Raw genomic sequence first — 25,072 nt, forward strand, 5'->3', positions numbered from 1 at the left:
ACGCCGGCCGCGTCAGACGGGGCCGGCGTTTTCATTTGGCGGGAAGGCTTTTCAGGGCTGGCGGGTGGCGTCGGCGATGAAGGCGGCCGCTTCGCGCGCGCAGGCGCGGCCGGCAGCCACCAGCGCTTCGGCGCGCGCCGCATCGGTGCGGCCGCGGGCTTCGGCGGAGGTGGCAATCGAGGTCTGCCGGAAGACGCTGCGTTCCTTGCCGCGAAGGATCGTGCCTTCCAGGCGGCAGCGGGCCGTTTCGCCCTTCAGGGTGAGATCGGAAATGCGCCAGGAGAATTCGAAATCGGTGAAGGCGCCCGCCTGCGCCGGCAGGGCCACATTGGCGCCCTCCCCGCTCAGCAGGTCCAGCAGCGCTTCCTGCATCAGGCTGGTGGCGCGGTCCGTCCACTGAACGGTGCGCACATAGCGCATGGCGCCGGTTTCGTCTTCAGCGGCGATGGACCGGCCCGCGAGCAGGCGGGAGGCTTCCGGCTCGCGCACGGTGACGGAAGCAGAGAGTTCATAGGCCGGGTCCAGCGGGCTCAGCCGGTAGAGCGCGTTGGCCGGTTCACGCTGCGGGATGATGCTTGCGCAGGCACCAAGCGACAGCGCGGCAGCAGCCAGGATCAGGGGGCGGAACATCAGCGTTTCTCCTCATAGGGCACAGCTTCGCCGACCAGCAGCGACTGGGGATTGCTTTCCAGCTCTCTCAGGAACCGGTCAAACCGGTTCAGCATGATGCGCAGCTCCTTGCTGGCAACACCGGCATTCTGGAAGGTCTCGGTGGCCGGGCCCTCGATGATGGCGGTGGCGGCGGCGACGGCCTCGGCGCTGCGATCCAGCGTGCCGCTGGCCGATTTGGCGACGGTGCGCAGATCGGCGACGAGGATTTTGAGATCTTCGGCAGCGGCCGCCAGATTGGTATCGGCCGAATCGCCAAACTCCTGGAACTCGACCGAGGCCTTCTCGAAGGCGACAGCCGCGCGGGAGACATCATCGACGGCGGCGGTGGCCTTGTCGATCAGGCCATCCTCGGCAGCGAGCTTGGCGGTGGCGATCTCGATATTCTTCAGCGTGGCATTGACCGAGGCGATGTTCTCGTCGGTCAGCATCTTGTTGATATTGTCGAAGGTGAGGTTGGCGCGGCCGAGCGCCTGGGCGCCGCCGGCCACGATCTGGTCAACCAGGGTGCGCTCCGACCGGATGACGGGCACGGGCTCGCCGGCGCGCGCTTCGAGCGGGCGGCCGGTGCCGGCGGTGATCTGGATGAAGGTTGTGCCGGTGATGCCGGCCAGCTGGATCGAGGCGCTGGAATCTTCCCGCACCGGGGTTTCCCGCGAGACCCGGACGCGCGCCCGCACCTTGGAGGAGTCGCTGCGATCCACCCGGACGGTCGCAACCTCCCCCACCTTGATGCCGATATAGCGCACGGCCGCCCCCTCCTCCAGAGAGACCGGCCCATCGAACACGATGTCATAGGCCTTGTAGTCGCGGCTGAATTCCGACTGGCCGAGCCAGAGAACAAAGCCGGCAACCAGCGCGGCGGCGAGGATCACCAGACCGCCAATCAATGCATAGTTTGCCCGGGTTTCCATGGGTCCAAACGCTCCTAATAGCCTGCCGAGGCCGCACGTCCGCGCGGCCCGCCAAAGTATTCCTGTATCCAGGGGTGATCGACGCGCCGCAGCTCGTCCATCGTGCCGACGGCCAGCACGCGCTTCTCGCCGATCACCGCGATCCGGTCACAGACTGCGTGCAGCGTGTCGAGATCATGGGTGACGAGAAAGACGGTGAGGCCGAGGGCCTGCTGAAGATCGCGGATCAGCTTGTCGAAGGCGGCCGCGGTGATGGGGTCAAGGCCGGCGGTCGGCTCGTCGAGGAACAGGAGTTCCGGATCGAGCGCCAGGGCGCGGGCGAGCGCCGCGCGCTTGCGCATGCCGCCGGAAAGGTCTGAGGGGTATTTGTCACCGGCGCTGGGGGCAAGGCCCGCCATCTGGATCTTCATGTCGGCCAGCTGGGCGCGCAGGGCCGGATTGAGATCGGTATGCTCGCGCATCGGCACCATGACGTTTTCCCGCACGGTGAGGTTCGAGAAGAGGGCGCCATCCTGGAACATGATGCCCCAGCGGCGCTCCAGCGCGGTGCGCTCCTCGGTGTTCAGCAGGCCGAGCTGTTCGCCGAAGACTTCGACGGTGCCGGATTCGGGCTGCTTGAGGCCGACGACGGCCCGCAGCGTGACTGACTTTCCGCCCCCGGACGGACCGATGATACCGATGACTTCGCCGCGCGGAATATCGAGATCAAATCCATCGAGCACGACATTGCGCCCATAGGCGACTTTCATATCGCGGATGCGGATGACGGGCTCGGCGCTCATATGCCCATCTCCATGTAGAAGATGGCAAACATCGCATCGATGACGATGATGGCGAAGATCGCCTGAACCACCGATGTGGTGGTGGCCTTGCCGAGCGACTGGACGCTGCCGCCGACCTGCAGGCCCTGGCGGCAGGCGATCAGCGCCACGACCAGGCCGAAGACCGGGGATTTCGACATGCCGACCCAGAACTGGTCAAGCGTCACGGCCGCCCGCATCTGCTCCAGGAAGACGGCCGGGGTGATATCCAGCGTGGCCCAGCAGACGGCCATGCCGCCCGCGATGCCGGAGACGGTGGCGACGAAGGTGAGCACCGGCGTCATCACCACCATGGCGAGGACACGCGGCGCGACGATGACATCCATGGGCTTCAGGCCAAGGGTCTGCATCGCGTCGATTTCCTGACGCATCTTCATCGAGCCGATCTGGGCGGTGAAGGAGGAGTTCGTGCGGCCCGCCAGCACGATGCCGGTCAGCACCACGCCGAATTCGCGCAGCACCGCAAAGCCGATCAGCTGGACGGTGAAGACCTCCAGGCCGAAATCGCTCAGCAGGGTGGCGCCGATGAAGGCGATGACGAGGCCGACGAAGAAAGAGAGGAAGGCGATGATCGGCATCGCATTGAGGCCGGCCTCTTCCATCACCGAGACGATGGACGTCCAGCGCAGCTTCCAGGGCTGGGTGGCGAGGCGGGCCAGCGTGACCAGGGTTTCGCCGAGGAAAGCGAGGCTGGCCAGCATTTCCTTCATGAAATCAATGCTGCCCTTGCCGGTACGCTCCAGCAGGGCGAGGAGGCCGGTATCCGGCTTCTCGGCCGGGGGGGCAGGCTCGGCATGGGCGTGAACCTGTTCCAGCAGGCTCTCCACCGAAGCATGGTCGCCCAGGATGCGGGGCGGCCAGGCCGCGCCCTTTTCGCGCAGGGTGCGGTCAATCAGATAGGCGCCCGAGGTATCGAGGCGGCCCAGAGCGGACACATCGAGACAGGCCGGAACATCACCCGGCAGCGCGCGCAGCTCTGCATCCAGCGGGTTGATCGTCGCCACCGTCCAGTCTCCGCTGAGGCGGAGGACGCGGCCTTCATCACTCTCTTCAAGCGTGAAGCTGGGGGCGGTAAGGTTCAGCATTCTTCGGGTCCTGACTGACCTCCATAGCAAAACATGCTTAAGGACGGCGTGTGCCAAACCAAGACAATTCGTCTGTGAGGATTAACCCATGGGTCATTTCCGGCTTGAAGCTGTTCATGTTTCCACGCCCCTGAGCGCCGCCTTCGCCATTTCCCGCGGCGCCAAGACCAGCGCCGAGACCGTGCGCGTGCACCTCACGGATGGGGTTAACTCCGGACGGGGGGAAAGCGTTCCCTATGGCCGGTATGGCGAGACGGTGGGCTCGGTCCTTGCCGAGATCGAGGCCGCGCGCGGGGCGATCGAGGCCGGGATCAGCCGGGCGGCGCTGCAGACCCTGATGAAGCCGGGGGCGGCGCGCTGCGCGGTGGACTGCGCGCTGTGGGATCTGGAGGCCAAGCAGACGGGCAAGCCGGTCTGGCAGCTGGCGGGGCTGCCGGAGCCCAGGCCGGTGGAGACTGCCGTAACGATCACGCTGGACACGCCCGGCGCGATGGCGGAAGCGGCGCGCACGGCGCCGGGCCGGCTGCTGAAGCTGAAGCTCGGCGGGGCGGGCGACCTGGCGCGGCTGCAGGCGGTGCATGAGGCCCGGCCCGATGCGCGCCTGATCGCCGACGCGAATGAAGGCCTCTCCCCTTCCGATCTGCCGGCGCTGATGAAGGCGGCCGCGGGCCTCGGCGTGGTGCTGATCGAGCAGCCCCTGCCCGCGGGCCAGGACGAGGCGCTGCTGAAACGGCCCGGCGCGGTGGCCCTCTGCGCCGACGAGAGCGCGCATACGAGCGCCGATATCCAGACCCTCGCCCGCTATTATGACGCGGTGAACATCAAGCTCGACAAGGCGGGCGGGCTGACCGGGGCGCTGGCCATGGCGCGCGAAGCGCGCGGGGCGGGATTGGGCGTGATGGTGGGATGTATGGTGGCCGGCTCGCTGGCGATGGCGCCGGCGGTGCTGCTGGCGCAGCTGGCGGATGTAGCCGATCTTGACGGGCCGCTCTGGCTGGCAGGCGATATCGAGGGCGGCCTGACGTATACGGACGGGCGGGTGGCGCCGCCGGAGGCCGGGCTCTGGGGGTGAGCGGGTTTTTGGGGTGGGCTGACCTTTCGGGTTTTCCGGAGCTTCAGAAGGTGCGTCACCCTCGATGCGCGTGAGCGCATCTGAGGGCCCATCTCCGGACTGTCAGGCGCGTGCCAGGGGATGGGCGGGAGCTGGGCCCTCAGATGGCCTTCGGCCATCGAGGGTGACGAAGAGGGTGGGCGGAGGGAAAGAGTTTCACGCAGCAGGTTTGGCCGGACGCAGCGGGGGCTGGCCGGGGGATTTGGGCTGGGTTCGGCGTTGGGGAATGGCTAGGAGGTGTCAGTGATTGGCGAGAGGGCAGATGCCCCCTTCGTCAGTCCGCTGCGCGGCCTGCCACTTCCCCCGCAAGTGCAGGGGAAGATTGAGCGTTGCGCTTCGGTGAGCAGGTCAGCCGGAAGGTCTGACGACCATACCGGATCATCCCACGCTTTGCGCGTCGGCTCTACTGGTCTGTAGGCGGAGGGGCTGGGCGCAGCGTCGCCGAGATATTCGATGCGGACGCCGCCCCACCACATGACGCGGAGCAAGGCGCCCTGGCGGCCGGCGGCGCGGACTTGCGCCACGGCGCGGCCGAGCTGCCAGATCAGCACCGGCCAGAAAAAGGGGTGCACGAACGCAAAATATTGCGCGAGCGCGGGTTCCTTTCTGAGGCGGGCGAGGCTGAACATGCGGGAAGGATACGATGGGTGGCGGAGGGGGTGGACAAGGTTTGGGGAGATTTTTTGTAAGGGGTTGAAGGGATTGGGGATTTTGGTTGGATTTGGGGTGGGATTTGTTGGATAGGCGTTGCGAGCCCGCTCTTATCCTTCGACTTCGCTCAGGATGAGCTAAACAACGCTGGTCTCAAGAAGCTCATCCTGAGCGAAGTCGAAGGATGGGCGGGCCAGGAGGTGAGTATCTTAGCTCACGGCCTCTTTGACCGCGCTCTCATACGCATCCAGCGCGCTCAGCCATTCGGTTTCGGCTTTGGCGGCTTCGGCTTCGAGTTTGCCGCGTTCGATGGAGAGTTCGGTCACCTTCTGCGGGCTGAGGCCGGTTTTCGAGAGTTCGGCATCGATTGTCTTTATACGGGCGTTTGCCTTCTCGAAGGCTTTCTCGGCGGCGTCGGCCTTTTTCTTGAGGGGAGCAGCGGCTTCGCGGGCCTGGGAGGCGCGGCGGCGCTGCTCGGCCTTGTCGGCGGGCGCTTCTTCGGCGGCCGCAGCCGCCTTGGCAGGGGCGGCCTTTTCGCGATCTGAACTCATCACCAGAACACGGTAGTCGGCGAGGTCTCCGTCATAATTGGAGACCTTGCCATTCTTGACGAGCCAGAGCTGATCGGCGGTGGCCTCGGCGAGATAGACATCGTGCGTGATCAGAAGAACGGCGCCGGCGAAATCATTGAGCGCGTAGATCAGGGCTTCGCGGCTGTCGATATCAAGGTGGGAGGTCGGCTCGTCGAGGATGAGGATCTGCGGTTTCTGCAGGCCGATGAGACCGAGGATGAGACGGACTTTCTCCCCGCCCGAGAGCTTTTCGACCTTGGTTTCGACCTTCTCATGGGAAAAGCCGAGTTGGGCAGCGACCGAGCGTTGCTTGGCGACCGGCGTGTCGGCCGGGAGCGCGCGCATGACGTGTTCGAGGACGGTGTCGCCGATGGTCAGCTCGTCGAGCTGGTCCTGCGAGAAATAGCCGATCTCGACCTTTTTCGGCATCCGGCGCTTGCCCGCCAGAAGCGGCAGGCGTTCGGCAATGGATTTGACCAGCGTGGTCTTGCCCTGCCCGTTGGTGCCGATGATGGCGACACGGTCATCGGGGTCGATGCGCAGGCGAACGCCGCGCAGAATGACCGCCTGCGGACCATAGCCCATATCCGCATCCTCAATCTCCAGCAGCGGCGGGGCGAGCACGGTGTCTGAAGCGGGAAAATTGAAGGGCGCGGTGCGCTCCTCCAGGGGAATCGAAATCTCCTGCATCTTCTCCAGCATCTTGATGCGGGACTGGGCCTGGCGGGCTTTTGAGGCCTTGGCGCGGAAGCGGTCGACGAAGGATTGCAGGTGGGCGCGGTCCTTGTCCTGCTTGGTTTTCTGGCTCTCGAGCTGGGCAAGCTTTGCCGCGCGCAGCTTCAGCCAGTCATCATAGCCGCCCGGCGTGATCGTCAGCTTACGGTGTTCCAGCGCCATTGTGTGGGTGACCGAGCGGTTGAGCATTTCCCGGTCGTGGGAGACGATGAGGACTGTGTTGGGATAGCGGCGCAAATAGCCTTCGAGCCAGGCGGCGCCTTCAAGGTCGAGATAGTTGGTCGGCTCGTCCAGCAGCAGGAGGTCTGGCTGGGCGAAGAGCGCGCCGGCGATGGCCGCGCGCATGCGCCAGCCGCCGGAAAACTCCCGCGTGGCGCGGGAGAGATCGGCATGGGTGAAGCCGAGGCCCATCAGGATTTCCGAAGCGCGCGCCTCGGCCGACCAGGCGTCGATGTCCAGAAGGCGGGCATGGATGTCGCCGATCCGGTCGGGATCGGTGGCGGTTTCGGACTCGATCATCAGGGCGTGGCGTTCGGCGTCCGCCTCCAGGACCACGTCGAGGATCGTCTGATCGGTGGGGGCAACCTCCTGGGCGACCCAGCCGAGGCGGGCGCCATTCTGCAGGCGGATGGCGCTGTCCTTGCCGGGCGAGGCGATTTCCTCGCGGATGAGGCGCAGCAGCGTGGACTTGCCCGTGCCGTTGCGGCCGATGAGGCCGACCTTCCAGCCGGCAGAGATGCGCGCAGAGGCGCCGTCAAACAGCGGGCGGGCCTCAACCCGGTAATCAAGGTTCCTGATCTCAAGCATGGGGCGGGCTTTAGCCTGCCGGGGCGCAAAAGGCACCCCGTTTTTGCAACGCAGCCATATCGTCGCATACGTGCAGTTCCGCACTTCCATTGGCGTTGTGCAGTGCACAAATTCCCCTCATGAACACGCACACCTTCTCGACCCGCCTGAAATCCGGGGATGCGGTGTATCTGCGGCCCATCGGGCCGCGCGACCGTGCCCGTGAAGTGGCCCTGATTGCCGGATTTTCGGATCATTCGCGGTATCTGCGCTTCTTTACCGGGGCCAAGACCGTGCCGGAGGCCGTGATTGACCAGCTGGTCAATGTGGATGGCTACAATCATATCGCCTGGGGCGCGCTGGACCTGGAAATGCCGGGCGCGCCGCTGATGGGCGTGGTGCGCGCGATCCGCCGGGGAACGAGCGATGTGGCCGATCTGGCGATGGGGGTGCTGGACGCCCACCATGGCAAGGGGCTGGCGCGGCTGCTCATGGCGGCGGTGGTGCAGGACGCAATCGAGGCCGGGATTACCCGCTTTGCCGCCGATACGCTGGCGGAGAACAATGCGGCGCGCCGTCTGTTCCGGGCGATGGGCGGCCATGCGACCGGGCGCGACGGGCTGGTGGTGACGTTTGAGTTTGATGCGGCAACAGCGGCCGAGCGGCTGGACACGATGGTGGCGCCCGAAGCGCTGGCCGATCTGCGCGACGCGCTGGGACCGAGGCGCCCTGCCCCGGCCCCCGCGCCGTCAGATCACCACGGCGCCTGAGTTTATCAGGCCGCGCCGTCGAGAATGTCCTTGAAGCCGCTGGGCGCGTGCTTGCCGAGGAAGAGCTGTTCATAGGCGGCGACGCCGACCGAGGATTTGCCATCCGGGCCCTTATGGGTTGCCCGGACGATTTCCTGGATGTGCAGGTTTTCGATCTCGTGCCAGGGGGATTTGGCAACGTCATAGTCTTCCCGGGCAACCATCAGCTGATCGCCGTGGAAAACGCCGTGACGATACTTGGCGTGGTTATAGCCGATGCCCTTCATCAGGAAGGTGCCCATGGGCTCATACTCTACCGTATGCGGACGGCCTTCATGATCCTTCGCGGTAAGCGTGGCCGAGGCCATGCGGCGGGTGCCCTTGGCGTAGCGCACGTCCATGTTGACGTCGCCCAGATGCATGCCCGCCCCCTGGGGCGCGCCATCGGTGACGATGGAGGTGCGCGTGTTCCAAGGCTCGCCATGCTCATCATGGTTCACATGGTAGAACATCGAGAGGTTCTGGAAATTCGTTGGCACCCAGATCCAGTAGAATTGCGGGGGCACGGGCGGGTACATCGGCTGGGGATCGGGCGCGCCGATGGGGCGCACGCCCCAGGAGCGGTCGCGCGTGCCGGTGAAGTCGTCTGGTTTCACCGCGATTTCCTGGCCATCGATGCGCAGCTTGCCCGACCAGCTGCCATTCTGCGTCATGCGCGTGAGGTCCATCATCATGCGCGGACCGATGCGGCGGGTGAAGCGCGGCTCCTCGATCGGGAAGGCGCGGCCGGTGAACTCGACGTCGAGCGCGATGCCTTCGGTTTCCTCAAGCTTCAGGCGGATGCGTTTGAGCGGTTCCAGCACGGTGACCGAGAGGCCGCCGACATAGGTGTCCATCCGCTCCATATTTAGCGGGCGGGAGAAGAAGACCGAGGACTGCTTGCCATCGCGCAGGACCGAGACGGCGCCGTCGATGACGTTGAGATGGGGGTAGACGCCCATGGCGGCGGCGAAGAAGGTCTTGCCGTCTGCGCTGTAGCCGTTGAAGAAAAACCGGTCGTAGAAATTGCGGTCAGACCCTGAGAAAGCGACGGGCTCGGGCGTCTGGTGGATGGGGTATTCGTCTCCGGCAGTCAGCATGGGGGTAGTCCTTCCTTAGGGTGACCTCTTGGCGGGCGGGTCTCAGGGGGTAGGTTTGCGCGAGGCGGCGCGCCGATCAAGCGGTGCCGCGACGGGAGGGCGCCATGACAAAATTCACCGCCGAGGAGGCCAATGCGTTTCTGGCCAAGGCCTTTCCGGGCCGGGGGCATCAGAACCAGGTGCTGGTGATGGAGACCGGCCGGGCGGTGATCCGGCTGGAGGCAGACGAGACGCATCTGCGGCCGGGCGGCTATATCTCCGGGCCGACGCAGATGAGCCTCTGCGATACCGCCGCCTATATGGCGATCATGACAGTGACCGGCTTTGAGCCGATGACCGTGACGAGCAATCTCAACATCAATTTCCTGCGCCCGTGCATCGGCAAGGTGGTGATTGCCGAAGGCCGGCTGATGAAGATTGGCCAGGCGCTGGCGATCATCGAGGTGGATGTGCGCATTGAGCACGCTGACAAGCCGGCGAGCCACGCTATCGTGACCTATGCACTTCCCCGGAAGGGGTGAACGCTACCCATCCCTGCGAAGGTTTGCGATGAACCGGCTTATCCCTGCTGCGGCGCTTATCGGTTTCCTGTCGGTTGCACTGGGCGCGTTTGGCGCCCATGCGCTGGACGGCCGGCTGACGGCGCAGGGCGCGGAGTGGTGGCATACCGCGACGCTGTACGGGCTGACGCATGCGGGCGCGGCGCTGGCGGCCGGACTGTCAGGCCGGGGCGGGAAGATTGCCGCCGGCGGATGGATGCTCGTGGCAGGCGCGGTGATCTTTGCCGGGACGCTCTATGCGATGGCGCTGGGCGCGCCGCGCTGGCTGGGGGCGATCACGCCGGTGGGCGGGATCAGCCTGCTGGCCGGCTGGGGGATGATCGGGCTGGGCGGGCTGGCAGCGGCCCGCAGCGCTCAGGACGATGTGCCGTAAACGCCGGTATAGCGCTCGGCCAGATCATCGGCGACGCGGCGGGCGTCATCAATCGCATTGGAGAAGTTTCCAAGCTCGGCCTCAATGGGGCTGACATCCATATCGGCGCGGGCCGAGACGATATCGAGCGCCTCGCGGAAATTGCGGTGGGCCATCTGCGCACGGATCAGCGCGCGCTCATAGGCGATCACGTCATTGCGGTTGGAGGCATCGCTGCGCGACTTTTCGAGCACTTCGCGCGCTTCCAGCGTGACGCCTTCGAGCCCCTTGCGGGCTGCTTCGCTGTCAGCGGAAATCTTGGCGAGCACCAGAACCGGGGCACGCGTCTCGGCGCCGATATCGGCGGCATAGGCGGGGGGCAATTGCTGGGAAGCGCTCCGTCCCCGGATCAGCAGGTCTGCGAATCCGGCGAGGCCCTTGTCCGCCTCGGCCCAGCCCTTGGCGGCGAGATGGTCGCAATACGCGTCAGATGCCTTGCGCAGCTCCGACTGGCTCTTGGTTAATGCGGTCTCGACCGTGGTTTCGCCCGGCACAACCGAAACAGTTGCGCATCCCGCCAGAAGTCCTAGGGATACACAAACGAGAACGATACGCATCAATTCGCCAACCGCCAAAAGCCAGTTTCCCCAAGTGTTGTTAACACTATGGGTGTGAATAAGATAAGTCCAGTCACGTCAGTCATTGTGGCCGACTATAAGTGAAGAGCGCATGAACAGACGCCAGTCTCGCCGTATATTGTATCACAGACATGAACCTCATGCGTCCGGACGGCTTCGCGTCTCGGATCTGCATGAAATCTATTGGGAAGAATCCGGGAATCCGAAGGGCATTCCCGTGGTCGCCCTGCATGGGGGCCCCGGCGGGGGCTCCAGCCCGGAAATGCGCCGCTTCTTCGATCCGGACCGTTACCGCATCTTCCTGTTCGACCAGCGCGGCTGTGGCCGCTCGACGCCCCATTCGGAGCTGCGCGAGAACACGACCTGGGATCTGGTGGCCGATATGGAGACCCTGCGCAAACATGTGGGCGTCTCCAACTGGCTGGTATTTGGCGGCTCCTGGGGCTCAACCCTGGCGCTGGCCTATGCGGTGACCCATACCAGCCGCGTGCTGGGCCTGGTGCTGCGCGGGATTTTCCTCGTCACCAAGGCGGAGATCGACTGGTTCTACCAGTCCGGGGCAAGCCGTCTGTTCCCGGATGCTTATGATTGCTATGTGGCCCCCATCCCCCATGAGGAACGGGGCGATCTTCTGCATGCGTTCCATAAGCGGCTGACCGGCAGCAACCCGCGCGCCCGGATCGACGCGGCCCGCGCCTGGGCGCAATGGGAAGGCCACACCCTCTCGATCAAGGGCCCGCTGACCACGCCGCCGCGCTTCAATGAGGATGACTTCGTTGACGCCTTCGCCCGGATCGAATGCCATTATTTCGTCAATGGCGGCTTCTTCGAGAAGGATGGCTGGCTGCTGGAACAGGCAAAGCTGAAGCTCGGCCGGGTGCCCGGCGTGATCGTTCACGGCCGGTATGATGTGGTGACGCCGCTGTCGACCGCCTGGGAGCTGACCAAGGCCTGGCCCGCCGCGCAGCTGCATGTGGTGCCCGATGCCGGGCATTCCTCCATGGAGCCGGGCATCATCGACCGGCTGGTGCAGGCGACCGATGATTTTGCGGACAAGCTGGGCGCGCGGACGAAGGCTTAGACGCCGTGAGGTGAGTGCAGAAAGTGAATAAGGGTGGACGAACCAAAATCGCATTTTTGGTTGCGTTGAAGCCGAAGGTCTCGGCGCTCTCCGCCTATATAGCGATTTCGCTCCTGATCATGCTCATTTACATCCTGAGACGGCGCGCAGGTTACGAGGCCAAGATAGAGAATGGGCATGTCTCAGACATTGAGCTGTTCTGGGTCAGCGGTGTTCTGGACGGCTTGGCCGCCATCGCCGCGTTTTCAGCCCTCTATTGGCCGCTCATTTTTCTCCGGCGGGCGCATCTGAGCAAGGCATCGAAAGCCACGGAAAATTCGCTGTCTGATACATTCAGATAATATTCGCTCCCGGCGATCAGCTGCCTCTCGCCTCGGCTAAAACACGGGGCCCATCCTCCGCAGGAAGACAGGCCCGGTTGAAGCGGACCTACTCCTGCAGCGTCAGATCGTAGTTCGGGCCGAGCAGCATCTGGAGCGCGCCGGGGAGCTGGACGTGGTACTGGTCCTGGATCTTGTCGAGGAAGCCGAAGATCAGGACGAGGCCGATGAAGGGCGGCACGAACCAGCGCATCAGGAAGCGCCAGAGGTTCATGATCGTGCCCTCCCCCAGTTCGGAGGTGAGCATGTCGCGGCTGAGAATCCAGCCGGCGAAGATCGCGGCCAGAAGCCCGCCGAGCGGCAGCAGCAGGCCCTCGGTCATGAAATCCATGAAGTCGAGATATTCCAGCGAGAAGACATAAGCGGCGCCGACCATGAAGAGGACGAAGCCGACGCCGATGGCCGCGCCGAACCGGGTGACGCCCTGGCGTTCCTCCAGCCACGACACCGACACTTCCATCAGCGAGATGGAGGAGGTGAAGGCGGCAAAGAGGGCAAGGGCAAAGAAGACGATGGCGAAGATCGCCCCGCCGGGGATCGCCTCGAATGCCACCGGCATGGAGACGAAGAAGAGGCTGGGCCCGGCATTTTCCGGCAGGCCGGCGGCAAAGACGATGGGGAAAATCGCAAAGCCCGCGATCAGCGAGACGAACGTATCCGACCCCGCCACGATGGCGGAGGATTTGGGAATGTTGGTCTCGCGGTCGAGATAGGCGCCATAGGTGATCATCAGGCCGACGCCGACGCCGATGGAGAAGAAGGCCTGGCCAAGCGCGGCAAGGAAGGTCTTGAAGCCGACATCCTCCCATTTGGGCTCGAAGATGAAGGCGACCGTGCGGGCAGTATCGCCGGTGGCGACGGCAAAGCCGACCACGACGATCAGCATGACGAAGAAGGCCGGCATCAGGATGGTGGCGGCCCGTTCGATGCCGCCCTTCACCCCGCGCCCGACGATGAAGACGTTGGCGGCGAGGAAAACGCCCAGCAGGCTGAGGATGTACCATTTGGAGGGCATGGGATCTTCGCCCTGCCCGATGGTGTTGGCGAAGTTCTGGCCTGATTCGGCCGCGGTGGTGCCGTGCAGGTCTCCGCCGATGGCCTGGATGAGATAGGCCAGCAGCCAGGCAGAGATGACGACATAGAAGCTGAGGATGAAGAAGGCGGTCAGCGAGCCGATCCAGGTGACGATGCCCCAGTTCTGGCTGCGGCTTTCGGCGCGGGCGAGCGACTGGACGCCCTCGATGGCCGACATGCCGGATTTACGGCCCATCGCATATTCCGCCATCAGCAGCGGCAGCGCGATGAGCAGGACGCAGAGAATGTAGATGAGGATGAAGGCGCCGCCCCCATTCTCGCCGGCCGTATAGGGAAACCGCCAGAAGTTCCCCAGCCCGACGGCAGATCCGACCGAAGCCATGATGAAGCCGAACCGCGAGCTGAAAGTATCTGATTTGCGGCCAATATCTGCCATGAATCCCGCTCCCCGTGGAAATGTTTGGCGGGACCGTAGCGGCAAGCGGTGAGAAATCAACGCAATTGGCGCATTAGGGGGTCAAATGGGGCCGTGGGTGGTCATCTTCTCATCCCGGTGAAGATGCGCCGACAGGATGAGGCCGAAACAGGCCATGACCGTGATCAGCGCCGTGCCGCCATAGGAGATGAGCGGCAGGGGCATGCCCAGCACCGGCAACAGGCCGAGCACCATGCCGCTGTTGAAGATGGTGAAGAAGGCGATGGTGGAGGTGGCCCCGATGGTGGCCAGGCGCCCGAACCAGCTGCGATTGCGCGCCGCCACCCGGAAGGACCAGACAAACAGGAAGGCAAACACCGTGAGCAGACCCACCGTGCCGATGAAGCCGAACTCCTCGGCGATCACGGTGAGGATGAAGTCTGTATGCTGTTCGGGCACATATTCCTGCTGGGACTGGATGCCCTGCAGATACCCCTTGCCGCTGACGCCGCCCGCGCCGATGGCGATCTTGGCCTGCTCGATCTGGTAGCTTTCGCCGAGGCCATTGGTGGTCTGCCCGGTGATGCCGGCGATCAGCGTATCGACGCGCTGGCGCTGATAGGGCTCGAGCACAAAGGTGTAGATGGCCGGCACCGCCGCGATACCGGCGAGGATGGCGCCGAGCACATAGCGATAGCCGATGCCGGCGAAGAACACGATCATCATACCCGAGGCCGTGAGGGCCAGGGCGGTGGAAAGGTTGGGCTGTTTGAAGACCAGGGCGGCGGGAATGAGTATGATGGCGAGCGCGCCCAGATGCACCCAGAGCGGCAGGCTGCGCCCGTTGAGCGGCATCATGCGCTGGTAATAGCTGGCAACGGCCAGCGTCACCGCCAGCTTTGCCGGCTCGGACGGCTGCAGGACGATCGGCCCGACCTTGAGCCAGCGCGCCGCGCCCCCGCCCATGATGCCGAAGAAATCGACCAGAACCAGCAGCACGAGAACGCCGAGATAGGCAAGCCAGGACAGCCGCGCCCATACGCCGAGCGGCAGAAGCGCCAGGAGAACCATCAGGACGCCGCCGACGGAGAGACGCGTCAGCTGTTCGCGCCAGAGGCCCGCTTCCCTGGCAGACGGGGCCTGGGTTACCGGATCCCAGCCGACCGAAAACAGCATGGCGACGCCGACAAGGCCGACCCCGAAGATCAGAAGGACAATGCCCCAGGGCATCCGCGCCAGCTTGCTGAAGGGGCCAAGCTCGGCAAATTGCAGGGTCGAGGCGGCCGTGCGCACGCGCGCTTCGCCCCTGGTAAAGCCGGTAAAACCGTCACGGCTCATGCCGGGTCCCCTGCCTCGGGTTCGGGCGTGGTGGCGGCGCGCTGGGCGTAGGTGGGCGTGCGCCCGCTATTCATCCGGATGGCCGCGGCGAGAATATCGCGGGCCACCGGCGCGGCCGTGCGCGAGCCGCCTTCGCCATGCTCGACGATGACGGAGATGGCGTATTTGGGATTATCGGCAGGCGCATAGGCGACGAACAGGGCATGGTCGCGCAGCTCCCGCGCGATGGCGTCGCCGCCCCGCACCACGCCGCGCGCGCGTTCTTCCGCCGTGATGCGCCGCACCTGCGCCGTACCGGTCTTGCCCGCGAGGCGCGGGCCGCCAAGACCGAGATCGCCCGAGCGCGTGGCCGTGCCGCCGCCCTCGGAAGTAACGCCATACATGCCGGCTTTCATCCGCTCCATGATCGCCGGATCGAGCGGCTCGTCCAGCAGGGCATCATCTTCATCATTGGGGCCAAGGCCGATCATCCGGGGACGTATCGGCGCGCCGGTGGCGGCGATCCGCGCAGTCATCAGGGCAAGTTGCAGCGGGGTGGTGCCAAGCTGGCCCTGCCCGATGCCGAAGTTCAGCGTCTCGCCTTCAAACCAGGGCTCATTCCGGACACGCTGTTTCCAGTCGGGATCGGGCACAAGGCCGCCCCGCGCGCCGGTCATACCCAGCACCCAGGTGTGGCCGAAGCCGAACTTGCGCGAAACTTCCGCGATCTTCCGGACGCCTGCCCTGCGCGCGATCTCGTAGAAATACACGTCGCAGGACTGTTTGATGGCGTTGTGCATGTTCATGGCGCCGTGCCCGCCGCGCTTCCAGCAGTGCCAGGTGCGGTTGCCGAACCGGTAATGGCCGGGGCAGCGGACATGATCTTCCGGCTTGATCACCCCGGCTTCGAGCGCGGCGGTGGCCACAACCATCTTGAAGGTTGACCCCGGCGGATAGACCCCGCCATGGGCGCGCGGATAGAGCGGCGCGCGCGGATCATCGCGCAGCACGGCATAATCGGCGCCGGAAATACCGTTGACGAAACCGTTGGGATCGAAGGCCGGGGTCGAGACCATGGCGAGCACGTCGCCATTCTCGATGTCGATCACGACGGCGGCGCCGCTTTCGCCCTCGAACCGGTCAATCGCCGTGCGCTGAAGCTCGGCATCGATGGTGATGTAAAGATCCTTACCCGGAACAGCCGCCTGTTTGGGATCCTGTTCCAGTTCCCAGAGCGGGCGGCCATGCGCGTTGGCCACCACGCGCCGCCGGCCGGGGCGCCCGCGCAGCCAGTCTTCGGCAAACCGCTCCATGCCCTGACGGCCGGTGCGCATATCCGGATGGCGGAACATTTCCTGATAGATGCGGCGGTCTTCCGGCACGAGGCCTTCGGTCAGCCGGTCAAGGTCTTCGGCGCTGGCGCGCGCCACATAGCCCAGCACATGGCCGAAATCACGCCCGCGCGGATAGGAGCGGGTGGAGGCCATCTGCACATCGACGCCCGCCATTTCCACGGCATGCACCTGCATGCGGGAGAATTCCTCGAAGGTCAGCTCTTGGGCGACAATCACCGGCAGGAAGGCCGCATTCCGGCGGCGGGCGTTGCGGATTTCCTCGATCAGCCTTTCCCGGCGGGTATCGGGCAGATCAATCAGATTGGAAATGCGATTGAGGACCGCTTCGGGATCCTTCATCTGCTCGGGGATAACGGAGACGCGGCCTGCCTGGCGCTGGGACGCGAGCGGCCGGCCGAACCGGTCGAGGATCTGGCCGCGCTCGGGCGGGGCCATCACCAGTTTCACATGGTTGGCTTCGGCAAGATCCTGGTAGCGCTCGGCCTCCAGAAACTGCAGCTGGAACAGGCGGCCTACCAGCGTGGCCCAGACAATACCCCCGACCCCGGCCGCCATGAACATGCGGCGGTCGAACATCTCATCGGCATTCTTGGTCTTGCGGCTCATGTCGTCTGCCCCGGTGGTTCACCTGGCCTGCGCCCCAGATCAAACATGCGATATCCCACGAGATAGACAAGGCCTGTCGTGATGATGGAGGCGAGGATGGGTGTGGAGCGGACAAGATGATCGCTGGTCACGCTGGCGAAAACCCAGATCATCACCAGCGCCACGAGCAGCATGACCACGGGGCCCAGCACCGCCACGAAGGCGTCGCGCATGCCGTCTGTCTGCTGCGTAAAGCCCGCGCTCAGTCCGTATACCGCCAGATTGATGACCGCAAAGCAGCCCAACGGCGCATTCGATACGATATCCTGCATCAGGCCGAACAGCAGCAGGAGAACCATCGGGCGAATGGCGAGCCCGACCTTGCCCCAGCCCATCGCGCCCCAGAGGGCGGCAAAAGGCCAGGCAATGGTAATGCCGAAGATCTCGCGCGGCAGCATGCCGATGGCGCCGGTGAGCACGATGAAGAAAGCGCCGAAGGCCAGCCGGGCACTTGGCGCTGTCTGGCTCCAGATGGATTTCTTCCGCCGTCTGAGCTTTCCACTGGCCATGCCTATTCCTCTCCCGGCGTGGGGCTGGCCTCGGCAGGCTCAGCCTGCGCGGCATTGGTCTGCGAAGGGCTGGAGGCAGAGGGTTCAGGCTGCGGCGCAGGCTGTGTCTGGGGCGCCGGAGTTTGCGGCGCCTGAGTTTGCGGAGACTGTGTTTGCGGGGTGCGGGCCGGGGTGGCCTGCATGGTGGCGGCTGCAGGCGTTTCCTGCGGGGGCGGCAGCTCGGTGACCGGCGCCAGGATGACCGGCGGCTGGATCATGCGGACATAGGTGCCGCCATGATCGCGCATGGCGAGGCGGACGCGCCAGCCGCTGGTGTCCTTGCGGGCAGAGCCCACGACGAGGCCGCGCGGATAGGCGCCGCCATCCCCGGAGGTGAGGATGCGTTCGCCTTCCACGAAGTCTGCGTCTTCGGGCAGGTCGCTGAGGCGGCCGCCTTCCCGGTCCTGGCCATACATGATGGCGCGCACGCCGGAGACCTCGCCCAGCACCGGCAGGCGGCTGGAATAATCGCTGATCAGCAGGATGCGCGATGACCGCTCGCCCAGATGAATGACACGGCCGACAAGCCCGCCTTCATTGACGGCGACGGCGCCCGGTTCAACGCCCTGAAGGCGCCCGGCATTGGCCAGCAGCGTCTGCGAGAAAGGCCCGTCGACTTCGGTGGTGACGCGCGCGGTGACCCCCTTCTCCGGGGGCTCGCCCATCAGGTTGAGGATGCGCTCATAGGCTTCAAGGCGGTCTGCCATGGAGATGGCGGCGGCCTTGTAGCGGGCAAGGTCGCGGACTTCGTTTTCAAGCTCGCGGATGCGGCGCTCGCGCTCGGCCTGGCCGGTGATGCGGGCCCAGAGGCTGATCTCGCTGGGGGCGCGCAGCCGGTCGCTGACCGTGGTGCGGGCGGGCACGAAGAAGGCGGAAATCTGCGGCGCGGTTTGGGCCAGCACCAGCGCAAACGCGGCCGCCATCAGCACGCCAAGCGTCAGCCGGCGCGCCCCGCGGGCCGCAGTTTTCTGACCTGATGGTCCGAAGCGCGCCATCTATTCTGGCTCCCTCGCCGTCCGCGCTGCCCGCGACTCAGACTTCCGGGCAGAGGACGCTTTTCATTTTTGAATAATTTTCGAGCACATGGCCACAGCCATTGACCACACATTTCAGCGGATCATCGGCGATCATCACCGGCAGCTGGGCCTGATTGCGGATCACGGCGTCAAGATTGCGCAGGAGCGCGCCCCCGCCGGTCAGCACGATGCCCCGGTCCACGATGTCAGCGGCGAGCTCCGGCGGCATGGCTTCGAGCGCGATCTTCACCGCGTCGACGATGTCGGTGACGGGTTCCTTCAGCGCTTCGGCGATCATGGCTTCGGTGATTTCGGTTTCTTTCGGAACGCCGTCCAGCGTGCCGCGGCCGCGCACGGTTAGCGCCATGCCGGTGCCGTTTTCCGGGGGCATGGCGGTGCCGATCTCTTTCTTGATCCGCTCGGCCGACATTTCGCCGATGAGGATTTTCTGCTCGCGGCGCAGATAGTTGACGATGGCCTGGTCCATCTTGTCGCCGCCCACGCGCACGGAGCGCGAATAGACGATGCCGCCAAGGGAGAGGACGGCCACTTCCGAGGTGCCCCCGCCGATATCCACGACCATGGAGCCGGCCGGATCGTCAATCGGCAGGCCGGCGCCGATGGCAGCGGCCATGGGCTCCTCGATCAGCTCGACATGACGGGCGCCGGCGGCCAGGGCCGACTGGTGGATGGCGCGGCGCTCGACGCTGGTGGCGGAGCTGGGCACGCAGATGATGATGAGGGGAGACACGAACGCCCGGCGGTTATGAACCTTCCGGATGAAGTGCTTGATCATTTCCTCGGCGACTTCAAAGTCGGCGATCACCCCGTCGCGCATGGGGCGGATGGCCTCCATGTTCACGGGCGTCTTGCCGAGCATGTTCTTCGCCTGCTCGCCGACCGCATAAACGATCTTTCGTCCGCCTTGTGTCATGTAGGCGACGACGGAAGGCTCATCGAGCTGAACGCCCTGGCCCTTCACATAGACGAGTGTGTTTGCGGTCCCGAGGTCAATGGCCATGTCTGTGGACAACAGGCCGAGGAGGCTACCGATCATGCTGTTCTCAAGCTCTTTCTGAAACGGATCGGATCGTTCCGTCCGACAACGCGCGCATTCCTGATATCAGCCCCATACATCATGTGCCGTTAACGCCGCTTTAAAGCAAGGTCCGCTCGTCATATAATCGGAACGAACCGTACTTGCATTCGGCTTGCGCTGATTCCAAAGGCGCGGGCGGCTGATTTGCCCGGTGCCTGAAGGGCAGGCACGGAACGAACCGTACATCAAATGTAAACAGTTTTCACGGTTCTGTTAACCTCTGGCGGCCGCCGGCCAGAGGGTCTCGTCAGCTGAGCGGAAGATGAACGGCGCGTTCGGGTCCGGTTTGCCCAGCCTGTGGGAGGGTGATCCTGCAGCGCCGGAGAAGGCAAGCGCACCACGCTTCAACCCCTCTCCCAGCCGGAATGCGAGTGATCGCCGGACGCCCCCTGCCCCTGACCCGGGCGCCGGCTTCAGCCTCCCGGCGCTGCAAACTTCCTGTAGCTTTGGATCAGGCCTTCGTGACGAAGGTTGCGATGACCTTCTTGCGGCCGGTCTTGTCGAAGTCGACGGTGAGCTTGTTGCCCTCGGAGAAGGCGACGCGGCCATAGCCGAACTTGTCATGAAAGACGCGGGCGCCGGTGGTGAAGCCGGAGGTGCCCGACGCCGTGGCGGTGAGACCGGCGGCGTCACGCGGGGGGGCGCCGGTGGGTTTGCCGGCGTTTTCCTTCAGGCGCTTCCAGCCGGGGCTCTGATAATCCGACCGCTCGCCCAGATCCTCGATCGTGCCGGTGAAGGCGTCTGCGCCTGCCGGGAGGCCGGAATAGCCGGTTTCGGAGACGGCATCGACATGTTCGGGCGGCAGTTCGTCAATGAAGCGGCTGGGCATCACCGCCTGCCAGCGGCCATAGATCTGCCGGTTGGCGACGAAGGAGATGTAGCAGCGCTGCCTGGCACGCGTGATGCCGACATAGGCAAGGCGGCGTTCTTCCTCAAGGCCCTTGAGGCCGCTTTCATCCAGGCTGCGGCGGGAGGGGAAGACTTCCTCTTCCCAGCCGGGCAGGAACACCATCGGCCATTCAAGGCCCTTGGCGCCGTGGAGGGTGAGGATCTGCACCTGATCCTCGCCGCTGCCGCCGGCGGCAGCGTCCATCACCAGCTCGATATGTTCGAGGAAGCCGGCGAGCGAATCAAACTCGCCCATCGCGCGGACGAGTTCCTTGAGGTTGTCGAGGCGGCCCTGCGCCTGCGGGCTGCGGTCCTTCTGAAGCATGTCGGTATAGCCGGACTCTTCCAGGATCATCTCGGCAAGTTCGGTATGAGGCATGCCGCCGGCGAGCTTGCCGCGCCACATATTGATCTGGTCGATGAACTGGGTGAGGCCGCGCTTGGCCGCGCCTTTGATCTCGTCGGTCTGCAGCACCATCGGGGTTAGGGTGAAGAGGCTTCGCCCATCGGCGCGGGCGTAGGATTGCAGCTTGGCGAGGCTGGCGTCGCCCACGCCGCGCTTGGGCTCGTTGACCACGCGCTCAAACGCCAGGTCATCATCGGGCGAGCGGATGAGGCGCAGATAAGCGAGGGCGTCGCGGATCTCGGCGCGCTCGAAGAAGCGCGGGCCGCCGATCACGCGGTAAGGGATGCCCAAGAGGATGAACCGTTCCTCGAAGGCGCGCATCTGCCAGGAGGCGCGCACCAGCACGGCGCAGTCATCATGCTTGCCGCCCGCGCGGACCCAGCTTTCGATGTCATCGGCGATCAGGCGGCTTTCCGCCTCCCCATCCCAGAGGCCGCGCACCTTGACCTTGGGCGCGTCCGTATCCTCGTTCACCGCGCTGTCATTGCCGACATAGAGCGCCTTGCCGAGGCGGCCCTTATTATGCGCGATGATGCTGGAGGCGGCGGCCAGGATATGCCGGGTGGAGCGGTAGTTGCGCTCAAGGCGGACCACCTTCGCGCCGGGGAAGTCCTTCTCGAAGCGCAGGATGTTGTCGACCTCCGCCCCGCGCCAGCCATAGATCGACTGGTCGTCATCGCCCACGCAGCAGATGTTGCGCGAGCCCTGCGCCAGAAGGCGCAGCCAGAGATACTGGGCGACGTTGGTATCCTGATACTCGTCGACCAGGATGTAGCGGAAACGGTCGTGATATTCCTTAAGAATATCAGGGTTTTCCTGGAAGATCGTGATGTTGTGGATGAGGAGATCGCCGAAATCGCAGGCGTTCAGCACCTTCAGGCGGGCCTGATAGATCTCGTAGCATTTGATCGCCTTGCCATTGCCGAAAAGCTCGGCCTCTTCGGGCGGCACTTTGGACGGCGTCAGCGCGCGGTTCTTCCAGCCATCGATGAGGCCGGCCAGATAGCGCGGGGTCCAGCGTTTGGGATCGAGATTTTCGGCCTGGACGATCTGTTTGCAGAGGCGGATCTGATCGTCGGTATCGAGGATGGTGAAGCTGGATTTGAGGCCAACAAGCTCTGCATGTTTGCGCAGGATCTGGGCCGAGATGGAGTGGAACGTGCCGAGCCATCTCAGCCCCTCGCCGGCGTCTCCCAGAAGGTGGAGCGCGCGTTCGCGCATTTCGCGCGCGGCCTTGTTGGTGAAGGTCACCGTCAGCGTCTGGGAGGGGAAGGCAAGCCGGGTGGCGATGATATGGGCAAGGCGGGTGGTCAGCACGCGCGTCTTGCCGGTGCCCGCGCCTGCGAGCACGAGCAGCGGGCCATCGGTGTGCAGAACGGCCTCGCGCTGCTCCGGGTTCAGCCCTTTCAGATAGGCGGCGCCCTCCCCCGCCGCTGCGGGCGGACGGGCGGCGGCCATCTGGCTGATCGAAAGACGATTCGGATTGGAACTCATCAGGAACATATAGCAGGCCCTGACATAATGGGCAGGCCGGACTGCATTTTGTGAACCCGATTGTATGTGACGCGTTAGGGAAGGATGCCGGACCTGAAGCTCCCCCGCGCCGTTACCGCTGCGTTTTCCGTGATCGTTACCCTGACAGGGGCGTTGGCGCTGTTGCTGGTGTTGATGACCTTTCCGGCCGTCGGCACGCCGGTGACCAATCTGGCACTGCGCATCACCGGGCCGGATGGGGCTTCGGTGAGCCGCGCCCATACGCGGTTTCCGGGGGTTAACACTGTTGTCTTTCAGGGGCTGGAAGCGGACCGGGCCGAGATTGCGTCGGGGTCTGTACGGCTGAATTTCTTCGGGTTTTTGCCTGCCGTCGCTTGGATTTCCCGTGCCGAGGCGGGCGACGGGTTCATCGCGGTAGAGCGCGGGCCGGACCGGAATGAGGGCCTCACGATCCCGCAGGTGCGGCGGCTGATCGATGAGGTGGCGCTGAGCGATATTGATGTGCGCTACACCCGGCGCGGCGAAACCAGCGTGATCGGCATAAGTGAGGCGGCCGGTTCGCTTCGCGCCGGTTCTGTGCAGCTGAAAGCGTCCGGGGGCCGTTCCGAGCTGGAGTTTGCAGGTAGCGCCGAAGCCTCCACCTTGAACGCCCTGGCTGGCCGGTTGCGGCTGCGGGGCGAGAATTTTGCCGATTTCGCCTGGGTGGCCGGCTTCGCCGCGCCGAGCACCCCGCCCTATGACGCGGTGGCCGATATCCGCATCGAGCGGAACCTCTGGACCATCGATTTCCTGCCCGAAACCCGCATCGGGGATAGCGACCTTGCCGGGCCGCTGACCGTGCGCACAGGCCGGGATACGCCGGTGATCGAGGCCGATCTGCGCTCTGCCAATCTCGATTTTGATGATCTGGGCATCCTCTTCGGCATCCCCATCGGCGTGGGAGCGAACGAGACGGCGAATGAGGAACAGGCAGAAGCCCGCGCCGCGCTCGACGCCAGCGGGCGGCTGATCCCCGACGCGACCATCGACTTCACCCGGCTGGACGCGGTGGATGGCACGGTCACTTTTGTGGCCGATGAGGTGAGTGACGCAATCTTTGACATTCGGGGCCTGAAGCTGGAATTCGAGATCGAAGGCCGGGTGGTGCGCGCGCCGGTGCTGGAGCTGAATTTCGCCGAAGGCCAGCTGGCCGCCTATGTGACGCTGGACGGGTCGCAATCGCCCGCGATGACCACTGCCGAGGGCGAGCTTACCAGTGTGCCGTTCAGCAATCTTGCCGCCGATCCTTATGTGCGCGGCACAGCCTTCGGGGAGTTCAAGCTGGAAGGGCGCGGGGATGGTTTCCGCGAGACCGCGGCCAGCCTGGACGGACGCATATCGCTCTGGTCGCAGGACGCGCAGCTGCTGGCGCTGGTCGCCGAAGCGTCCGCCCTCGACATTCCCAATACGCTTGCCCTGCTGGATGAAAACGAAGGCGAGAAGACCTATGCGCCGACAAGCTGCGCGGTCGCCTCCCTCGTCCTTCAGGACGGCATCGGGCGGGCCGATCCGGTGCTCTTTGATACCGAGAAGCGGCTGGTGGTGGTGACCGGGGACGTGAACCTCGGCAACGAAACCATCGATCTCAGCGTGCAATCTGACTCCAAGAACCCGTCTTTCGCGACGCTTGCGGTGGATGTGAAGGTGGGGGGCACGTTCCGGTCGCCGGAGCTTTCCGCCCTTGGCCCGGAAACCGTGTTGCAGATTGGGGTGGCGGCTGTTCTGGGGAGTATCACCGGAGGCTTGGCGGCCCTGCCTTTCATTGAACTGGGCGAAGCCTCGGATGCGCCGTGTACGGATATTATCGCCCGCGCGGAAGAGACGAGGGAGTAAAGCCTTCGGCGAGCCTTGCCCCCTCGTTCAGGGGAATTGACCTCTTTGCGGCAGATGGGACGCTTGTAGAGGTAACAACCCCACAGGCCGCGCGATGCATGCTTCCCCTTCCCGGACAGACTTCCGCTTCAGCCTCGCGGGCCGGCTGGGCATTGCGCTCGCCACCGGGCTCATCTGGCTGATGCTGGTGGGAATGGCATGGGCCGCGACCGTCCTCCTGCTCAGCGGCGAAGGGGCAGCGGCGCTCACCCTCGGCGTGGCGGCCGCCCTGTTCGTGCTGCTCGGCACCATCATCCTGCGGGACTGCACGATGAGATGGCGCTGGCGGATTGTACTGGGCGAGGCGGAAGCGGCGCTGTTTCTGCCGCCCGGACGCCTGCTGTTCGGACCTGCCCCCGCCGTGGCGGAGACGCTGAGCTATGGCGCCATCCGTCAGCTGGAATGGCGCGAGGAAATTACCTCCAGCCTGGGGCTGACGACCATCAACCGCGTCTATGGCGTGCGGTTGATGGCCGGCGGCGTGATCCTTCTGGGCGAAGACCGGCCGATCCCGAAGACAACCAGCTACACCACGCTGATGGAAGAGGCCGCCCATACGCTGGCCAGGGCGGCCGGCGTGCCTGTGCGCCAGTTGCAGGCCGCCCAAGGAGACGGCGGCTTTCTGACACTCTGGGGCGCCAGCCGTCCGGAGTGGCCCGAAACTCAAGCAACTAACTGGCCCAACTAAAACGTCGAACTC

Annotated in this window: 23 protein-coding genes; 8 read left to right on the forward strand and 15 right to left on the reverse strand. The window is 64.9% G+C overall.

Translation table 11 applies throughout. The annotated features are described in order from the left end of the window. Positions 1-51: 51 nt before the first annotated feature. The 4 genes from C0456_RS06885 to C0456_RS06900 are packed head-to-tail and all read right to left on the reverse strand — an operon-like array spanning position 52 to position 3,489. Positions 52-630, reverse strand: coding sequence for an ABC-type transport auxiliary lipoprotein family protein (locus C0456_RS06885; RefSeq protein ID WP_291049955.1), 579 nt, complete (start codon positions 628-630; stop codon positions 52-54). Next, positions 630-1,583 (reverse strand): MlaD family protein, encoded by a 954-nt coding sequence (locus C0456_RS06890; protein WP_291049957.1) that lies wholly within the window; start codon positions 1,581-1,583, stop codon positions 630-632. The genes C0456_RS06885 and C0456_RS06890 overlap by 1 nt, the downstream gene beginning before the upstream one ends. Before the next feature lie 14 nt (positions 1,584-1,597). Next, positions 1,598-2,365, reverse strand: a complete 768-nt coding sequence (locus C0456_RS06895) for an ABC transporter ATP-binding protein (protein ID WP_291049959.1) — start codon at positions 2,363-2,365, stop codon at positions 1,598-1,600. Next, on the reverse strand, positions 2,362-3,489 hold the full coding sequence (locus tag C0456_RS06900) for an ABC transporter permease (RefSeq protein WP_291049961.1): 1,128 nt from the start codon (positions 3,487-3,489) through the stop codon (positions 2,362-2,364). The genes C0456_RS06895 and C0456_RS06900 overlap by 4 nt, the downstream gene beginning before the upstream one ends. Positions 3,490-3,577: 88 nt before the next feature. Here C0456_RS06900 and dgcA point away from each other — a divergent pair, with 88 nt between their 5' ends. Further along, complete coding sequence (gene dgcA / locus C0456_RS06905; protein WP_291049963.1) at positions 3,578-4,561, forward strand: N-acetyl-D-Glu racemase DgcA; 984 nt, start codon at positions 3,578-3,580, stop codon at positions 4,559-4,561. A gap of 269 nt (positions 4,562-4,830) precedes the next feature. On the opposite strand, the gene C0456_RS06910 is transcribed toward dgcA, so the two are convergent. Further along, positions 4,831-5,172, reverse strand: a complete 342-nt coding sequence (locus C0456_RS06910) for a hypothetical protein (RefSeq protein WP_291049965.1) — start codon at positions 5,170-5,172, stop codon at positions 4,831-4,833. Between the two features lie 288 nt (positions 5,173-5,460). Beyond that, complete coding sequence (locus C0456_RS06915; protein WP_291049967.1) at positions 5,461-7,365, reverse strand: ABC-F family ATP-binding cassette domain-containing protein; 1,905 nt, start codon at positions 7,363-7,365, stop codon at positions 5,461-5,463. 119 nt (positions 7,366-7,484) lie between these two features. Here C0456_RS06915 and C0456_RS06920 point away from each other — a divergent pair, with 119 nt between their 5' ends. Beyond that, the gene (locus tag C0456_RS06920; RefSeq protein ID WP_291049969.1) at positions 7,485-8,114 is read left to right on the forward strand and encodes a GNAT family N-acetyltransferase; all 630 of its coding nucleotides are present in this window, start codon (positions 7,485-7,487) and stop codon (positions 8,112-8,114) included. A 5-nt stretch (positions 8,115-8,119) separates the two neighbouring features. Here C0456_RS06920 and C0456_RS06925 read toward each other — a convergent pair whose 3' ends face one another. Continuing rightward, positions 8,120-9,232 (reverse strand): hypothetical protein, encoded by a 1,113-nt coding sequence (locus tag C0456_RS06925; protein ID WP_291049971.1) that lies wholly within the window; start codon positions 9,230-9,232, stop codon positions 8,120-8,122. A 104-nt stretch (positions 9,233-9,336) separates the two neighbouring features. Here C0456_RS06925 and C0456_RS06930 point away from each other — a divergent pair, with 104 nt between their 5' ends. Together C0456_RS06930 and C0456_RS06935 are read left to right on the forward strand one after the other, a co-directional pair. Further along, entirely contained in the window at positions 9,337-9,753 is a 417-nt protein-coding gene (locus tag C0456_RS06930; protein ID WP_291049973.1) for a PaaI family thioesterase, read from the forward strand. A gap of 28 nt (positions 9,754-9,781) precedes the next feature. Next, positions 9,782-10,165 carry a DUF423 domain-containing protein gene (locus C0456_RS06935; RefSeq protein ID WP_291049975.1) on the forward strand — a complete coding sequence of 128 codons (384 nt, stop codon included), beginning with the start codon at positions 9,782-9,784 and terminating at the stop codon, positions 10,163-10,165. Here the strand turns inward: C0456_RS06935 and C0456_RS06940 are convergent. Continuing rightward, positions 10,147-10,761 (reverse strand): hypothetical protein, encoded by a 615-nt coding sequence (locus C0456_RS06940; RefSeq protein WP_291049977.1) that lies wholly within the window; start codon positions 10,759-10,761, stop codon positions 10,147-10,149. The genes C0456_RS06935 and C0456_RS06940 overlap by 19 nt on opposite strands. A 112-nt stretch (positions 10,762-10,873) precedes the next feature. On the opposite strand from C0456_RS06940, the gene pip reads away from it, so the two are divergent. Then, positions 10,874-11,863: a prolyl aminopeptidase gene (gene pip / locus C0456_RS06945; RefSeq protein WP_291049979.1), complete on the forward strand. Its 990-nt coding sequence runs from the start codon at positions 10,874-10,876 to the stop codon at positions 11,861-11,863. A gap of 14 nt (positions 11,864-11,877) precedes the next feature. Then, positions 11,878-12,204 (forward strand): hypothetical protein, encoded by a 327-nt coding sequence (locus C0456_RS06950; RefSeq protein ID WP_291049981.1) that lies wholly within the window; start codon positions 11,878-11,880, stop codon positions 12,202-12,204. An 88-nt stretch (positions 12,205-12,292) separates the two neighbouring features. Here C0456_RS06950 and C0456_RS06955 read toward each other — a convergent pair whose 3' ends face one another. From C0456_RS06955 to C0456_RS06985, 7 genes are all read right to left on the reverse strand, one after another. Further along, complete coding sequence (locus C0456_RS06955) at positions 12,293-13,714, reverse strand: sodium-dependent transporter (RefSeq protein WP_291049983.1); 1,422 nt, start codon at positions 13,712-13,714, stop codon at positions 12,293-12,295. Between the two features lie 81 nt (positions 13,715-13,795). Further along, positions 13,796-15,031, reverse strand: a complete 1,236-nt coding sequence (gene rodA / locus C0456_RS06960; protein ID WP_291049985.1) for a rod shape-determining protein RodA — start codon at positions 15,029-15,031, stop codon at positions 13,796-13,798. Then, positions 15,028-16,971, reverse strand: coding sequence for a penicillin-binding protein 2 (gene mrdA, locus C0456_RS06965; RefSeq protein WP_291049987.1), 1,944 nt, complete (start codon positions 16,969-16,971; stop codon positions 15,028-15,030). Before mrdA ends, rodA begins: the two co-directional genes overlap by 4 nt. Then, positions 16,968-17,519 (reverse strand): hypothetical protein, encoded by a 552-nt coding sequence (locus C0456_RS06970; protein ID WP_291049988.1) that lies wholly within the window; start codon positions 17,517-17,519, stop codon positions 16,968-16,970. Before C0456_RS06970 ends, mrdA begins: the two co-directional genes overlap by 4 nt. Before the next feature lie 2 nt (positions 17,520-17,521). Continuing rightward, positions 17,522-18,553: a rod shape-determining protein MreC gene (locus tag C0456_RS06975; protein ID WP_291049990.1), complete on the reverse strand. Its 1,032-nt coding sequence runs from the start codon at positions 18,551-18,553 to the stop codon at positions 17,522-17,524. Positions 18,554-18,590: 37 nt separating this feature from the next. After that, positions 18,591-19,631 (reverse strand): rod shape-determining protein, encoded by a 1,041-nt coding sequence (locus C0456_RS06980; RefSeq protein WP_035593124.1) that lies wholly within the window; start codon positions 19,629-19,631, stop codon positions 18,591-18,593. A gap of 493 nt (positions 19,632-20,124) precedes the next feature. After that, complete coding sequence (locus tag C0456_RS06985; protein WP_367179223.1) at positions 20,125-22,470, reverse strand: ATP-dependent helicase; 2,346 nt, start codon at positions 22,468-22,470, stop codon at positions 20,125-20,127. 75 nt (positions 22,471-22,545) lie between these two features. On the opposite strand from C0456_RS06985, the gene C0456_RS06990 reads away from it, so the two are divergent. Continuing rightward, the gene (locus C0456_RS06990) at positions 22,546-24,333 is read left to right on the forward strand and encodes an AsmA-like C-terminal region-containing protein (RefSeq protein WP_291049994.1); all 1,788 of its coding nucleotides are present in this window, start codon (positions 22,546-22,548) and stop codon (positions 24,331-24,333) included. Between the two features lie 94 nt (positions 24,334-24,427). After that, positions 24,428-25,060 (forward strand): hypothetical protein, encoded by a 633-nt coding sequence (locus C0456_RS06995; RefSeq protein ID WP_291049996.1) that lies wholly within the window; start codon positions 24,428-24,430, stop codon positions 25,058-25,060. Positions 25,061-25,072 lie beyond the last annotated feature (12 nt).

It is taken from the genome of Hyphomonas sp. (genome assembly GCF_013823385.1).
In the GTDB taxonomy this organism is placed as follows: domain Bacteria; phylum Pseudomonadota; class Alphaproteobacteria; order Caulobacterales; family Hyphomonadaceae; genus Hyphomonas.